General features: G+C 72.1%; 13 protein-coding genes and 1 pseudogene. 8 read left to right on the top strand and 6 right to left on the bottom strand.

Annotated elements, in window-relative coordinates:
• Positions 1-138: 138 nt before the first annotated feature.
• Positions 139-1,369: pseudogene (locus ACVW2K_RS12805) on the bottom strand (AMP-binding protein); the annotation flags it as partial.
• Positions 1,370-1,396: 27 nt separating this feature from the next.
• Complete coding sequence (locus ACVW2K_RS12800; protein WP_036569861.1) at positions 1,397-1,840, bottom strand: DUF3052 domain-containing protein; 444 nt, start codon at positions 1,838-1,840, stop codon at positions 1,397-1,399.
• Positions 1,841-2,090: 250 nt separating this feature from the next.
• Between ACVW2K_RS12800 and aceE the strand changes: the two genes are divergently transcribed.
• Positions 2,091-4,826 (top strand): pyruvate dehydrogenase (acetyl-transferring), homodimeric type, encoded by a 2,736-nt coding sequence (gene aceE / locus ACVW2K_RS12795; RefSeq protein ID WP_036569949.1) that lies wholly within the window; start codon positions 2,091-2,093, stop codon positions 4,824-4,826.
• A 46-nt stretch (positions 4,827-4,872) separates the two neighbouring features.
• Here aceE and ACVW2K_RS12790 read toward each other — a convergent pair whose 3' ends face one another.
• Entirely contained in the window at positions 4,873-5,784 is a 912-nt protein-coding gene (locus tag ACVW2K_RS12790; protein ID WP_457202775.1) for an alpha/beta fold hydrolase, read from the bottom strand.
• Between the two features lie 161 nt (positions 5,785-5,945).
• Here ACVW2K_RS12790 and ACVW2K_RS12785 point away from each other — a divergent pair, with 161 nt between their 5' ends.
• From ACVW2K_RS12785 to ACVW2K_RS12755, 7 genes are all read left to right on the top strand, one after another.
• The gene (locus ACVW2K_RS12785; RefSeq protein WP_457202774.1) at positions 5,946-7,130 is read left to right on the top strand and encodes a PucR family transcriptional regulator; all 1,185 of its coding nucleotides are present in this window, start codon (positions 5,946-5,948) and stop codon (positions 7,128-7,130) included.
• Between the two features lie 80 nt (positions 7,131-7,210).
• A complete protein-coding gene (locus tag ACVW2K_RS12780; protein ID WP_457202773.1) occupies positions 7,211-8,395 on the top strand; it encodes an acyltransferase domain-containing protein in 1,185 nt (394 codons plus the stop codon).
• The gene (locus tag ACVW2K_RS12775; protein ID WP_028636979.1) at positions 8,395-9,396 is read left to right on the top strand and encodes a beta-ketoacyl-ACP synthase III; all 1,002 of its coding nucleotides are present in this window, start codon (positions 8,395-8,397) and stop codon (positions 9,394-9,396) included. Before ACVW2K_RS12780 ends, ACVW2K_RS12775 begins: the two co-directional genes overlap by 1 nt.
• Positions 9,397-9,437: 41 nt before the next feature.
• A complete protein-coding gene (locus tag ACVW2K_RS12770; RefSeq protein ID WP_011755445.1) occupies positions 9,438-9,683 on the top strand; it encodes an acyl carrier protein in 246 nt (81 codons plus the stop codon).
• A 41-nt stretch (positions 9,684-9,724) separates the two neighbouring features.
• Entirely contained in the window at positions 9,725-10,975 is a 1,251-nt protein-coding gene (fabF, locus tag ACVW2K_RS12765; protein ID WP_028636980.1) for a beta-ketoacyl-ACP synthase II, read from the top strand.
• 23 nt (positions 10,976-10,998) lie between these two features.
• Positions 10,999-12,435 (top strand): acyl-CoA carboxylase subunit beta, encoded by a 1,437-nt coding sequence (locus tag ACVW2K_RS12760; protein WP_457202772.1) that lies wholly within the window; start codon positions 10,999-11,001, stop codon positions 12,433-12,435.
• 47 nt (positions 12,436-12,482) lie between these two features.
• Positions 12,483-12,971, top strand: a complete 489-nt coding sequence (locus ACVW2K_RS12755; RefSeq protein ID WP_155992019.1) for a hypothetical protein — start codon at positions 12,483-12,485, stop codon at positions 12,969-12,971.
• A 7-nt stretch (positions 12,972-12,978) separates the two neighbouring features.
• Here the strand turns inward: ACVW2K_RS12755 and ACVW2K_RS12750 are convergent, their stop codons facing one another.
• The 3 genes from ACVW2K_RS12750 to ACVW2K_RS12740 form a co-directional block, all read right to left on the bottom strand.
• Positions 12,979-13,512, bottom strand: coding sequence for a DUF3145 domain-containing protein (locus ACVW2K_RS12750; protein WP_051549008.1), 534 nt, complete (start codon positions 13,510-13,512; stop codon positions 12,979-12,981).
• A gap of 113 nt (positions 13,513-13,625) precedes the next feature.
• On the bottom strand, positions 13,626-14,546 hold the full coding sequence (locus ACVW2K_RS12745) for an alpha/beta fold hydrolase (RefSeq protein WP_457202771.1): 921 nt from the start codon (positions 14,544-14,546) through the stop codon (positions 13,626-13,628).
• A gap of 18 nt (positions 14,547-14,564) precedes the next feature.
• Positions 14,565-15,368, bottom strand: a complete 804-nt coding sequence (locus tag ACVW2K_RS12740; protein ID WP_081790368.1) for a PP2C family protein-serine/threonine phosphatase — start codon at positions 15,366-15,368, stop codon at positions 14,565-14,567.
• Between the last annotated feature and the right edge of the window lie 33 nt (positions 15,369-15,401).

The raw sequence follows: 15,401 nt of genomic DNA, 5'->3' as shown, positions 1-15,401 counted from the left end.
CCGGCCGTTCTCGTCGAAGCGGCCCACGTCGCCGGTCGACATCAGCCCGTCGACCACCTCCTTGTGGCCGCCGCCGGTGTAGCCCTCGAACAGCAGCCCGTTGCCGACGAAGATCCGCCCCGTCTCCCCCGCCGGCAGCTCCTGGCCGTCCCCGTCGAGGATCTTCACGATCGTCGCGTACGGCGGCTTGCCGGCGGCCGACGGCGCCTCCCGGAGGTCCACCGGGTCGGCGATGGAGGCGTAGGCGACCTCCGTGGAGCCGTAGATGTTGTAGAGGTTCTCGCCGAAGTGATCCATCCAGTCGGTGGCCAGGTCGCCCGGCAGCGCCGACCCGGACGAGGCGACGACCTGCACGCGGGAGAGGTCGTACCGCACCAGCGTGTCCTCCGGGAGGGCCATGATCCGCTGCAGCATGACCGGGATCACGACGAGCGAGTCGCAGCGCTCGTCCTGGGTCACCGCCAGGCACTGCTCGGGGTCGAAGCGGCGCCCTGAGCACGACCGTCGAGCCGAGCAGCATCGCCATCGCCAGGTGCGCGAAGCCCCAGGTGTGGAACAGCGGCGCGGCGATGTGCGTCCGCCAGCCGTACTTCAGCGGCATCCGGGACAGCAGCGAGACCGCCGCGTCGATCCCGGCCTCGCTGCGCGGCGCGCCCTTGGGGGTGCCGGTCGTGCCCGATGTGAGGATCACGATCCGGCCGTGACGTCCCGGCGGGGTCACGTCGTCGCCGGGCTGGGAGTCGATCAACGCCTCCAGCGTGTGGCCGTCGGCGCCCCCGTCGGTCCAGCCGAGCACCGACGTACCGACATCGGCCTTCTCCAGGAGGCCGGTGAACTCCTCGTCGTGCACCACCACGGTCGGCTTCTGGCGCTCGAGGACGTCGACGAGCTGCGGGCCGGCGAACGCGGTGTTCAGGTACAGGATGTCGGCTCCGAGCTTCGCCGTCGCGATGCTGGCGTCCACGAAGCCGCGGTGGTTGCGGCACATCAGCGCCACGCTGTCGCCCTCGGAGACGCCCAGCTCCGCGAACGCCCGGGCCAGCGCGTTCGACCGGCGGTGCACGTCGGCGTAGGTCAGCTCACCGAGCTCGTCGACGATCGCCGTACGCCGGGGGTCGAGCAGCGCCGCGGCGGTGAACCCGCCGGCGGGACCGGTGCCCCAGTCCCGGAGGGCCTTGGCGGCCCTGGCCAGCGCCACCGGGTGGTGCGGGCGCAGGACGCCGGCCTGCCCGAGCACCTTCGCGGTGGTGCCCGTGGCGGAGGCCCCGGCGAGAACCTTCTGGAGGACGTCCTGGAGCACGCGTTGCCTTTCCTCGTGGTGTCTGCACCCGTGCAACGAGCGCGGACGGGGATGGTCCCGAGTGACCATTCCCGTGTCCCGGCGAGGCCGAATCCCTCAGGCGGGCGTCTTCGGTGCGATCAGCCTGGTGGCGGCCCAGTCCTTGCTGACGCTCGCGGTGGTGGTCTGCGAGAGGCCCGCGACCGGGGCGGCCTCGGCGATGTCGGCGGGGTCGACGGAGTTGGGGCGGCCCACCTTCGGCGTGAGCAGCCAGATGGCGCCGCCCCCGACCAGGTCGGTGAGCGAGTCGACGAGACTGTCGACGAGGTCGCCGTCCTCGTTGCGGAACCAGAGCAGGACGGCGTCGACCACGTTCCCGTAGTCGCCGTCGACCATGTCGGCGTCGATCCTGTCCTCGATGGCGACCCGGAGGTCGTCGTCGGTGTCGGTGTCCCAGCCCAGCTCCTGCACGACCATCCCGGGCTTGAAGCCCAGTCGGTCAGCCGGACCCGTGGCGGGCCCGTCGGTCTGGGTGGGTCCGCCACCCGGGGTCGCGCTCACCTTGCGCCTCCATTCACACGTCAGTCGACACGTCGGTCGAAGTGGGGAGTAGTCCACCGGAGTTGGGGCAGGGGCGCAACCCGTGTCCACAGCAAGCACCCCTCGGACGCCTACCGCCCAGTAAGGCGACCGGCCGATTTCACGCTCACAGGGTGCGTGCGACGATGGCGGGGTGACCGAAGACGCTGCATCCACCACTGGCACCGATTCGGGTACGGACAAGAAGCGGAACGGCGCTACCGCGACCGTCATCCACGAAGGCCTGCCCACCCAGCTGCCCGACATCGACCCGGACGAGACCCACGACTGGCTCGACTCCTTCGACTCCCTCGTCGACGAGCGCGGCCGCGAGCGCGCGCGCTACGTGATGCTCCGGCTGCTGGAGCGCGCCCGGCAGGCGAACGTCGGCGTCCCCGCGCTGCGGAGCACCGACTACATCAACACCATCCCGCCGGAGCGGGAGCCGTGGTTCCCCGGCGACGAGGAGACCGAGCGCCGGATCCGCGCGTTCATCCGCTGGAACGCCGCCGTGATGGTGTCGTCCGCGAACCGCAAGGGCCTCGAGGTCGGCGGCCACATCGCGACGTACCAGTCCTCCGCCAGCCTGTACGAGGTCGGCTTCAACCACTTCTTCCGCGGCAAGGACCACCCCGGCGGCGGCGACCAGGTCTACTTCCAGGGCCACGCCTCCCCCGGCATCTACGCCCGGGCGTTCCTCGAGGGCCGGCTCAACGAGGAGCAGCTGTACCGGTTCCGCCAGGAGGTGCAGCACGGCCCGCACGCCGGCCTCTCGTCGTACCCCCACCCCCGGCTGATGCCCGACTTCTGGGAGTTCCCGACGGTCTCGATGGGCCTGACCGCCCTGAACTCGATCTACCAGGCCCGGTTCAACCGCTACCTCCACAACCGCGGCATCAAGGACACCGACCAGCAGCGCGTCTGGGCGTTCCTCGGCGACGGGGAGATGGCCGAGCCGGAGTCGCTCGGCGCGATCCGGATCGCGGCGCGCGAGGAGCTCGACAACCTGGTCTGGGTCGTGAACTGCAACCTCCAACAGCTCGACGGCCCGGTCACCGGCAACGGCAAGATCATCCAGGAGCTCGAGGCGAACTTCCGCGGCGCCGGCTGGAACGTCATCAAGGTCGTGTGGGGTCGTGAGTGGGACCCGCTGCTGGCCCGGGACGTCGACGGCGTGCTGGTCAACCGGATGAACACGACGCCGGACGGCCAGTTCCAGACCTACTCCACCGAGGACGGCGCGTACGTCCGCGAGCACTTCTTCGGCGCCGACCCGCGCCTGCGCAAGATGGTCGAGCACATGACCGACCAGCAGATCGTGAAGCTGCCGCGCGGCGGCCACGACTACCGCAAGGTGTACGCCGCCTTCGACTCGGCCACCCAGCACGTCGGCCAGCCGACCGTGATCCTCGCCAAGACAATCAAGGGCTGGACGATCGACGCCCTCGAGGGCAAGAACGCCACGCACCAGATGAAGAAGCTGACCCCGGACGACCTGAAGAAGTTCCGGGACCGCCTCTACCTCCCGATCTCCGACCGCGACCTCGAGCGCGCCTACGAGGAGACCGGCGCGGCGCCGTTCTTCCACCCGGGCAAGGACTCCCCCGAGATCGAGTACATGATGGAGCGCCGCCGGTCGCTCGGCGGCTCGCTGCCGAGGCGGGTGCTGCGCGCCAAGACGCTCACGCTGCCGGGCGACGAGATGTACGCCGAGCTCAAGCAGGGCGGCGGCAAGCACAAGATCGCCACCACCATGGCCCTCGTCCGGCTCCTCAAGGACTGGATGAAGGACCCGGAGATCGGCAAGCGGATCGTCCCGATCGCCCCGGACGAGTACCGGACCTTCGGCATGGACTCGATGTTCCCGAGCGCGAAGGTCTACAACCCGGGCGGCCAGCAGTACGAGTCGGTCGACCGGAAGTTGTTGCTCTCCTACAAGGAGTCGGCGCAGGGCCAGATGCTCCACGAGGGCATCTCCGAGGCCGGTGGCATGGCTTCGGCGACCGCCGCGGGCTCGGCGTACTCGACCCACGGCGAGCACATGATCCCGTTCTTCATCTTCTACTCGATGTTCGGGTTCCAGCGCACCGGCGACTCCATCTGGGCGATGGCCGACCAGCTCGCGCGCGGCTTCCTGATCGGCGCGACCGCCGGTCGCACGACGCTGACCGGCGAGGGGCTGCAGCACGCCGACGGCCACTCGCCGCTGCTCGCGGCGACCAACCCCGCGGTCGTGCACTACGACCCGGCGTTCGCCTACGAGATCAGCCACATCATGAAGTCCGGCCTCGAGCGGATGTACGGCGAGGGCGGCCCCAACGGCCAGGGCGAGGACGTCATCTTCTACCTCACCGTCTACAACGAGCCGGTGGCCCAGCCGGCCGAGCCGGACGGGGTCGACGCCGAGGGCATCCTCAAGGGCATCCACCACGTCTCGGCCGCCGACGGCGAGGGCCCACGCGCCCAGCTACTGGCCTCGGGCGTCGCCTTCCCGTGGATCAAGGAGGCCCAGGAGATCCTGGCCGAGGAGTGGGGCGTCCGCGCCGACACCTGGTCGGTCACCTCGTGGAACGAGCTCGCGCGCGACGCCGTCGCCGCCGAGGAGTGGAACCTGCTCCACCCGGGCGAGTCGCCGCGCACGGCGTACGTCTCGGACAAGCTGGGCGGCACGTCGGGTCCGGTCGTGGCGGTCTCCGACTACATGCGCGCCGTACCCCTGCAGATCGCGCGGTGGGTCCCGGCCGACTACCGGGTGCTCGGCGCCGATGGCTTCGGGTTCGCCGACACCCGTCCGGCGGCCCGCCGGTTCTTCCACATCGACGCCCAGTCGGTCGTCGTGCAGACCCTGCAGGCGCTGGCCGACGCCGGCGAGATTGAGCGGTCGAAGGTCGAGGAGGCGTTCGCGAAGTACCGCATCGACGACCCGACCGCCGTGTCCGGGGTCAAGCAGGAGGGCGGCGACGCCTGACGTCCCAGCCGGTTGCTGACGTTGTCGGGTGCGACACCCGACAACGTCAGGCCGGCTCGGACACCGCGTGCAGCCTGACCGGTGCCGCGCCGTTGCGCAGCAGCCGGCGGAACCGGGCCCGCGAGTACGACGCGGGCTCGGTCGTGCGGATGAAGTCGTTGACGATCCGCGCGAACCGCTGCGGGTGGTCCTTGTGCGGGAAGTGGCCGGAGTCCGGGATCACCTCGACGCGGGCGTTCGGGGCGAGCTGGGCGGCCGCGTTCGCGTGGCGCACCGGGATGACCCGGTCGTTGCGACCCCACACCACCCACATCGGCATCGCCTCGGTGAGGTAGGCCCGGTCCGCCATGGTGACGATCTGGCCCTGCCAGTCGACGACCGCCCGGACCACGTGACGCACGGCGTGCCGCGCCTGCGGGTCGCGGAACGTGTCGTAGATCTCGGCGACCTCGTCGAGGTCGCGGGTCAGCGAGAGCCCGGTCGCGGACAGGGCCCGCAGGCCGGCCTTGCCGGCGTGGCGGATGCCCGGCAGCGTCAGCACGCTCATCACCTGGTGGAACCCGGGCGTGCTGATCGCGCGGATCGCGGGCGACACGTCGGGACCGAGGCCACCGGAGGCGACCAGCATCAGCCGCTCGGTCCGCTCGGGGAACTGGTAGGCGAACTGCATGGCGACCCCGCCGCCGAAGCTGTGCCCGATCACCGTCGCCTTGTCGATCCCGAGCACCGTCAGCAGGTCGCGCATGCCGTTGGCGAAGCCGCCGAGCGTGTAGTCGGCGCGCGGCTTGTCGCTCTGTCCGTGGCCCAGCAGGTCGGGCGCGATCACCGTGTACCGGCGCGCGAGGGTCTCGATCACCGACTCCCAGGTCGTGTGGTCGCACCCGAGACCGTGCAGCAGCAGCACCGCCGGCCCCGACCCGGCCCGGACGAAGGCGCGGCGATGTCCATGGATCGTCACGAACTGGACATCCGATCGGTCTGACACCGAGCCTCCCCAGGATGGAACAGCCCGGCGGGCCGTCGAAGTGGATTCAACCAGACGTACCCACGGCACGGGCGCCGGAATCCCTTGATTTACCGGGGTTTTACGCGCTCGGACCGTTCCACTAGCCTCCGAGGGTGACTCCAGGCCAGGCCGCCGCCCCGCAGCGAGCGGCCGACGCCCTGCAACGGGCGACGGGAGCGCTCAGCACCGCCGCGATGGCGCGCATGGACCAGGACATGCCGTGGTTCCGCGACCTGAGCGCCGAGGACCGGTCGTGGGTCGGCGTGATCGTCCAGGCCGGCATCCGCGGCTTCGTCGACTGGTACCGCGAGGGCGACCAGCCCGCCCCCGGTGGGACCGAGATGGTCGCGTCGGTCTTCGGCGTCGCACCCCGCGCGCTCGCGGGCGTCATCAACCTCCAGCAGACCGTCGACCTGGTCCGGCTCTCCATCGAGGTCGTCGAGTCGAACGTCGAGACCCTGCTCGAGCCGTCCGACGCGGCCGACGTCCGGGCTGCGGTGCTGCGCTACGCCCGCGAGGTCGCGTTCGCGACCGCCCAGGTCTACGCCCGGGCCGCCGAGCAGCGCGGCGCCTGGGACGCCCGTCTCGAGGCGCTGGTCGTCGACGCCGTGCTCCGCTCCGAGCCCGACGAGACCCTGCTGTCCCGGGCGAGCGCCCTCGGCTGGGCGGGCCGCGGCGAGGTCGCGGTCGTGCTCGGCCCGGTGCCGGCCGACCGCAGCGAGTCGACGACCTTCGAGGAGGTACGCCGATCCGCACGGTCGGCGGGCATGGACGCGCTGTGCGCGGTGCAGGGCGACCGGCTCGTCGTCGTGCTCGGCGGCGTCACCGACCCGCGGGCCGCCGCCGAGACCGTCACCGCGCTGTTCGGCGACGGCCCGGTGGTGGTGGGCCCGGTCGCCGCGGACCTCGGACAGGCCCACGTCTCGGCGCGGGCCGCGCTCTCCGCCCTGCGCGCCGCGCCGGGCTGGCCGCAGGCGCCCCGCCCGGTGCGCAGCACCGACCTGCTGCCCGAGCGCGCGCTGGCCGGCGACGGGCACGCCCGCCGACACCTCATCGACGAGGTGTACCTCCCCCTCCTGCACGCCCGTGGCACGCTGATCGAGACGATCTCGGCGTACTTCGAGCACGGCTCCTCGATCGAGGCGACCGCCCGCGCGCTGTTCGTGCACCCGAACACGGTCCGCTACCGGCTCCGGCAGTCCGCCGAGCTCACCGGCTTCTCCGCCACCGACGCACGGGACGCGTTCACGCTGGAGATCGCCCTGGTGCTCGGCCGCCAGTCCGGCCGGACTTTGTAGGAACCCTACAAAGTTCGCTCGGCGGTTTTCGTGCACGCCCGAGGCGAGGTGGAGGCCCCGCTCCCGGCACAGTTGACCTCGTGCTCGTGATCGTCGCTCCCGGCCAAGGCGCCCAGTCCCCCGGATTCCTCCAGCCCTGGCTCGAGGACCCGACGTTCGCGTCCCGGTTCGACTGGCTCTCCACCGTGGCCGGCCTCGACCTGGCCCACTACGGCACCGAGGCGGACGCCGAGACCATCCGGGACACCCGGATCGCCCAGCCGCTGCTGGTCGCCACCGGCCTGGTCGCCGCCCTGGAGCTGTTCCCGCACCCCGCCGACGCCTTCCAGCACATCGGTGCGGTCGCCGGCCACAGCGTCGGCGAGATCGCCGCGGCCGCCGGTGCCCGCGTGATCACCGCCGAGCAGGCGATGGTCCTGGTCCGCGAGCGCGGGCGGGCGATGGCGGATGCCGCAGCCGTCACGCCCACCGGCATGACCGCGATCCTCGGCGGTGACCGCGACGAGGTCCTTGCCGTCCTCGACAAGCACGGGCTCACCCCCGCCAACGACAACGGCCCCGGCCAGATCGTCGCCGCGGGCACCATCGAGCAGCTCGCGGCGTTCGCCGAGGACCCGCCGGCCAAGGCCCGGCTGATGCCGCTCAGCGTCGCGGGCGCCTTCCACACCCACCACATGCAGCCCGCCGTCGGCCACCTCGCCGGCCTGGCCCGGTCCGTGTCGGTGCACGACCCGCGGACCCGGCTGATCTCCAACCGCGACGGCCAGGTCGTCCACGACGGTCGCGACGTGCTCGCCCGCATCGTCGGCCAGATCGCAAGCCCGGTCCGCTGGGACCTCTGCCTGGAGACGATGGAGGACCTCGGCGTGACCGGCATCCTCGAGATGCCCCCGGCCGGCACCCTCACCGGCATCGCGAAGCGGGCCCTCAAGGGCGTGGAGACCTTCGCGCTCAAGACCCCGGACCAGCTGGACGACGCCCGGGCGTTCTGCGCCAAGCACGGCGAGGCGTCGGACATGGACGCCTCCCCCACCTGGCGGATGATCGTGTCCCCGGCTAAGGGCACGTTCCACGTGTCGGCCGAGGCGGCCGACCTCGGGGTCCTCTCACCCGGTACGACGATCGGCGACGTCGCCAGCCTGCGCGACCGCACCGCGGTGACCGCGCCGCACGGCGGCCAGGTCGTGGAGTGGCTGGTCGAGGACGGTGACCTGGTCTCACCCGGCCAGCCGCTGCTGCGGCTGCACCCCGAGGGAGGAATGTGATGGCCCCGATCCGCCAGACGACCGGTGCGTCGCACGCGGCGATCCTCGGCATCGGCACCTACCGGCCGTCGCGGATCATCCCGAACGCCGAGGTGGTCGAGGCGATCGACTCCAGCGACGAGTGGATCCAGCAGCGCTCCGGCATCCGCCAGCGGCGCTGGGCGTCGCCCGAGGAGACCGTCCAGTCGATGTCGGTCGACGCCGCGCGGATCGCGCTGGAGCGGGCGCGGGTCGACGCCCGCCAGATCGACTGTGTCATCGTCGCGACCGTCACGCACATGTACCAGACGCCGGCCATCGCGACCGCGATCGCGCACGAGCTCGGCACCGACCAGGCGGCGGCGTTCGACATCTCGGCCGCCTGCGCCGGCTTCTGCCACGGCGTCGCCCTCGCCGCGGACATGGTGCGTGGCGGCAGCGCGGGCCACGTGCTGGTCATCGGCGTCGAGCGCCTCTCCGACCTCACCGACGTCGGCGACCGCGGCACGGCGTTCATCTTCGCCGACGGTGCGGGCGCGGCGGTGGTCGGCCCCAGCGACACGCCGGGCATCGGCCCGGTCGTGTGGGGCTCCGACGGCGAGCAGTTCGACCTGATCCGGCAGAAGGAGGACTGGCGCGACGTCGTCGCCAGCGAGAACCCCCAGATGCCCCACCTGGTCATGCAGGGCAACGCGGTCTTCCGCTGGGCGTCGTTCGCGATGGCGAAGATCGGCCAGCAGGCACTCGATCGCGCGGGCGTCGCCATCGACGACCTCGACGTGTTCGTGCCGCACCAGGCCAACATGCGCATCACCGACGCCATGGCGCGCGCCATGAAGCTGCCCGAGCGGGTGCGGATCGCGCGCGACATCGCCGAGCAGGGCAACACCTCGGCGGCGTCCATCCCGCTCGCCCTCGACCGGATGATCGAGGAGGGCGACGCGCGCAGCGGCGACACGGCCCTCCTGATCGCCTTCGGTGCCGGACTCGCGTACGCCGCGCAGGTCGTCACCGTCCCCTGAAACACCCCGATTTCGCTCACACAACCGAAAGGAAGGGCCCGATGGCCACCACCGAGGAGATCCGCGCCGACCTGGCTGACATCGTCAACGAGGTCGCCGGCATCGACGCCGACGACGTCCAGCTCGACAAGTCGTTCGTCGACGACCTGGACGTGGACTCGCTGTCCATGGTCGAGGTCGTCGTCGCGGCCGAGGAGAAGTTCGGCGTCTCCATCCCCGATGACGAGGTCAAGAACCTCAAGACCGTGGGCGACGCCGTCGCCTTCATCGAGCGCGCCCAGGCCTGAGCCGACCGCGTCGTCGGGCCTGTCGAGACACAAGGAGCACCATGTCGAAGCGAGTCGTCGTCACCGGCCTCGGGACCACCTCTCCCGTGGGCGGCGACGTTCCCACCACCTGGGACGCCCTGGTCAACGGACGCTCGGGCGTCCGGTACCTGACCGACGACTGGGCCGAGGAGATGCCGGTCCGGATCGCCGGCCGGATCGCCGTCGAGCCGACCGAGGTCCTCGAGCGGGTCAAGGCCCGCCGTCTCGACCGGTCCGCGCAGTTCGCGATGGTCGCCGCCATGGAGGCCTGGGCGGACGCCGGGCTCGTGGACGCTGAGCTCGACAACGACCGGCTCGGCGTCGCGATGGCATCCGGTATCGGCGGCGTCACCACGCTCCTCGACAACTACGACACGCTCAAGGCGAAGGGCCCGCGTCGGGTCTCCCCCCTGGCCGTGCCGATGTTGATGCCGAACGCGCCGGCGGCGCAGATCAGCCTGTACGTCGGAGCGCGCGCGGCGGTCATCACGCCGGTGTCGGCGTGCGCCTCCGGCAACGAGGCGATCGCCCACGCCATCGACCAGATCCGGCTCGGCCGGGCCGACGTCGTGGTCGCGGGCGGCACCGAGGCGGCGATCCACCCGCTGCCCATGGCCGCGTTCGCGAACATGATGGCGCTCTCCAAGACCGCCAGTGGGCCGGACGGCGGTGACCCGACGGCGGTGTCGCGGCCGTGGGACCTCGCCCGGGACGGGTTCGTGCTCGGCGAGGGCGCCGGTGTGCTGGTGCTGGAGACGGAGGAGCACGCGAAGGCTCGCGGGGCGCGGATCTACGCGACCGTGCTGGGCGCCGGCATCACCGCCGACTCCCACGACATCGCGCAGCCGGACCCCGAGGGTCGCGGCGGCTCTCGGGCGATCCTGCGGGCGCTCGCGGAGGCCGAGATCAGCCCCAGCGACATCGCGCACGTCAACGCGCACGCGACCTCGACGCCGCAGGGCGACATCGCCGAGGGGCTGATGCTGCACGCCACGCTCGGCGCCCATGCGACCGAGGTCGTGGTCACCAGCACCAAGTCGATGACCGGCCACCTGCTCGGCGGCGCGGGAGCCCTGGAGGCGGTCGCCACGGTGCTGGCGCTGCACCACCGGATCGCTCCTCCGACGATCAACCTGGACAACCAGGACCCCCAGGTCGAGCTCGACATCGCGACCAAGGCCCGGGACCTGCCGCTCGGTGACATCGCCGCCCTGAACAACTCCTTCGGCTTCGGCGGCGCGAACGTCGCGGTCGCCTTCGGGTCGGTCTGAGCCACCCCGGAAGGACACTGACCGTGACTGCAGCACCCACGCAAGCGAAGCGCGCGAAGCTCCCCCGCGAGGAGGACCCCCGCAACCCCGTCCACCGGCTCGCCGCGCTGCTCGACGAGGGCACGCTCGAGCTGATCACGCCCGACGACGACTCGGGGATGCTCGCGGCCGTCGGGCAGGTCGACGGCACCCGCGTCGTGGCCTTCTGCTCCGACGCGACCGTGATGGGCGGCGCGATGGGCGACCTGGGCTGCCGGGTCGTCGTCGACGCGTACCACCGCGCGATGACCGACGGGGTCCCGATCATCGGGCTCTGGCACTCCGGCGGAGCCCGGCTCGCCGAGGGCGTCCTCTCGCTGCACGCGGTCGGTCGGATCTTCCACGCGATGACGCAGGCGTCGGGCAAGATCCCGCAGATCTCGGTCGTGCTCGGACCCGCGGCGGGCGGCGCGGCGTACGGTCCCGCCCTCACCGACGTCGTCATCCTCGGCCCCGAGGGCCGGATCTTCGTCACCGGCCCGGACGTCGTGCGCTCGGTGACCGGCGAGGACGTCGACATGCTGCGGCTCGGCGGGCCCGAGCCGCACGGTCGCCGCTCCGGGGTCGTGCACATCCTCACCGAGTCCGAGCGGGAGGCGCTGGACCGCGCCCGCGGCGTCGCGTCGCTGCTCGGGTCCCAGGGCAGCATGAAGGTCGACGCCGTGGAGGACCGTGATCTCGAGGCGCTCCTCCCCGAGTCCAAGAAGCGGGCGTACGACGTGCACCCGCTCGTCGAGTCACTCCTCGACGAGGGCACCACCCAGGAGCTGCACGCCCGCTGGGCGCCCAACATCGTCACCGCCCTCGGCCGGCTCGGCGGCCGCACCGTCGGCGTGGTCGCCAACAACCCGCTCCGCCTCGGCGGCTGCCTGGACTCCCTCTCCGCGGAGAAGGCCAGCAGGTTCGTGCGCCTGTGCGACGCGCTCGGCGTGCCGCTCGTCGTCGTCGTCGACGTGCCCGGCTACCTGCCCGGCGTGGGCCAGGAGTGGGACGGCGTCGTGCGCCGCGGCGCGAAGCTGCTGCACGCGTTCGGCGAGTGCGTGGTCCCGCGGGTCACGCTGGTGACCCGGAAGACGTACGGCGGCGCCTACATCGCGATGAACGCCCGCTCGCTCGGCGCCACGAAGGTGTTCGCCTGGCCGGGCGCGGAGGTAGCGGTGATGGGGCCGGTGGCGGCCATCCGGATCCTCCACCGGCGCCGGCTCGCCGACGTCGCTCCCGACATCCGGCCCCAGGTCGAGGCCGAGCTCGCGGCCGAGCACGAGCGGATCGCCGGCGGCGTGGAGAGGGCCGTCGAGATCGGCGTGGTCGACGAGATCGTGCGGCCGGACGCGACCCGGGGCGCGATCGCCCGGGCCATCGAGGATGCGGTCCAGAGCGTCGGCGTACGTCGCGGCGCGCACGGCAACATCCCGCTCTGACCGCCGGCGGGCGTAACCGCGCGGACGGGTCCCGCGTTGGACGGTGCATGACGCCCGTCACACGCTCGGGGATGGTGCTCGGGTGCGCCGCGCTCGCCGCCGGCGTGCTGACCGCCGTTCCCGCTTCGGCAGATCCGCCGCCCGACCCGGTCTCGGGGCTGGTCGGACCGCTGCTCGGCCAGAAGGGGGACGGCGGTCGGCATCAGCGCGACCGCAGCGAGCGGGGGTACACCAGCGCCGAGGACGGCGTGCTGAGGGCGGGCTGCCACAACCACCGCTACCGCTACGCCGTCGAGGTCCGGACGGACGACTGGACGCTGGAGACCTTCCTGGACGACCGCACCGGGGACACCGTGTCCTCGGGGACCTTCTCCTCCGACTCCGACCCCCGTCGGACCCACTCGACCTTCCGCTTCTGCCGCTACTCGACGTACGCCGGCAGGTTCAAGATCCGGGCGAAGCTGACCTGGTACAACGACGCCGGCGACCACACGGCGTGGTTCCAACCGTCGTACTTCCGGCTGCGCCGGCCCTAGTTCCCGCTCAGACGACCTGGTGCAGCCAGCGGACCGGAGCGCCCTCGCCGGCGTGCCGGAACGTCTCGAGCTCGTCGTCCCACGGCTTGCCGAGGAGCTTGTCGATCTCGACCAGCAGGGTGGTGTCACCCAGCGCGGCCTTGACCACCGCGGCCTTGAGCCGGTCCTCGGGGATCATGATGTCGCCGTGCAGGCCGGTGACGGCGTGGAAGACGCCGAGCTCGGGGGTGTAGGAGTAGCGCGCGCCCTCGGAGCCGGCGGTCGGCTCCTCGGTGATCTCGAAGCGCAGGTGGTTCCAGCCGCGCAGCGCGGAGGCGACGGCCGCGGCCGCCCCGACGTCACCGGCCCAGGAGAGCTCGGCGCGGTAGGCACCCGACTGCGCCGGCTGGGGGGTCCAGTCCAGGCTCACGGGCACGCCCAGGACACCGCTGACGGCCCACTCGATGTGCGGGCACAGCGCGGACGGCGCTGAGTGGACGTACAGGACGCCCCTCGTCGCGGTGCGGGTGGCAGTGCGTGCGGTCACCGTGACCTCCTTCATCTCCGGCGCGAGATGCGCCTTCCCCAGCGGTCTCAGCGGAGATGAGCAGTCGAAGTGACAGCGATGTAGTTGTGCCGACCATTGTGGCGCATGTGGCCCCTGAACACCAGTGATCAGTGAGGGACGGCGGTGGCGCGTCGCGGACCGAGGTCCATCAGGGTCTCGATGACGTCCTGGGCGATCCCGAGTCCGCCGAGGTGGCTCTCGCCGTCGATCGTCGTCATCGTGGCGTCCGGGAGGCGGTCGACGACGTGCTGCCCGTGGCGGAACGGCACGATGTGGTCGGCGTCGCCGTGCCACCACCGCACGGGCACGCGCACGTCGCCGGCCGCGAAGCCCCAGGGCCGGGTGAAGAGGATCAGGTCGTTGATGGGGGCCGAGGTCTGGAACCGGCTGCCGTTGAGCAGGTCGTCGAGGAACATCGCCTTGAACTCCGGCCGGGACAGCAGGTTCTTGTCCCCGGGCGGCTGCAGGGCGGCGTACAGGTCGAGCGCGGGGCCGGCGAGCGGGCGGACCAGCCGGATGCCCTGGGTCAGCGCCACCCCGAGCGGCACCCGGGCCGCGACGAGGAGCGGGGCCACCAGGACCGCGAGCTGGATGATGCCGCCGTCGATCGCATCGTCGCCCTGGGTCGGCGCGACGCCGCCGAGGACGCCCACGCCGTGCACCCGGTCGGGCAGCGCGGCACCCGCCGCGAGCGCGTAGGGCCCGCCGCCGGAGAGCCCGATCAGCCGGACGGTGTCGATCGCGAGCGTGTCCAGCACGACCTCGAGGTCGTGGGTCCAGTCCATGACGTCCGGGTAGAGGTACGGCGTCGACGAGCCGATGCCGGGTCGGTCCAGGCCGATGATCCGCACGCCCTGGCGCGCGGCGTACTCACGCACCTCGAGCGGGATCTGTCGGCGCGCACCGGGCGTCCCGTGCATCCACACGATCGCCGGCCCGCGGCGCGGGCCGTACTCGGCGAAGCTCAGCCGTCGCGCGTCGCGCACCGCGATCGTGCCCTCGAGGGCGGGACGGCGCACGTTGGTCATGCCCGGCAGTGTCCCACCTCAGCAGGTCCGGACCGCGGCGGGATCCACGATGTTGCCGATCTCACGTACGGCGCCGAGCAGCTGTCCGTCGCCCACGACCTCAGGGCCGTCCACGACGTCGAGCACCAGGCAGGTGACGTTGTCCTTGCCGCCGGCGGCCAGCGCTGCCTGCACCAGCACGGCGGCCGCCGAGTGCGGATCCCGGGTGCGGAGCAGCTCGGCGACCACCTCGTCCGGCACCAGGTCGGTCAGGCCGTCGCTGCACAGCAGCAGCCGGTCCCCCGGGAGGACGGGCACGGGCAGCAGGTCGACGCCCGGGTCCAGCGGATCGCCGTCCACGGACCGGAGCACGACGTTGCGCCAGGGGTGCTGCCACGCCGCGCCCGGCTCGAGCCGGCCGCTGTCGACCAACCCCTGGACGTAGGTGTGGTCGCGCGAGAGCTGCGTCAGCTCGCCGTCGCGGAACAGGTAGGCGCGCGAGTCGCCGACGTGCCCGAGCGCCACTCGTTCGCCGTCGCACACGAGGACGGTCAGGGTGGTCGCCATCCCGAGACGGCGCAGGTCGGTCTGGACGCCGAGCTGCACGCTCGCCCGGGCCGCCTCCGCGCCGTCGCGGATGACGAGCTCCGGCACCTCACCGAACCTGGCGAGCGCGGTCGCGGCCATGGCGTAGGTCGCGGTCGCGGAGGCGACCTCCCCGGCCGCCGCTCCCCCGACCCCGTCAGCGACCACCGCGACGTAGGGGCCGACGAACGCGGAGTCCTCGTTGTCCGGGCGCGCCAGACCCACATCACTGACGCCGGCACCCGAGAATCGCAGCATCGTGGTCCTCCTCGCGGACTGTCGTCGCAGTAA

The organism is Nocardioides sp. HB32 (genome assembly GCF_054058995.1).
This window is presented reverse-complemented; position numbering and strand designations above follow the sequence as displayed.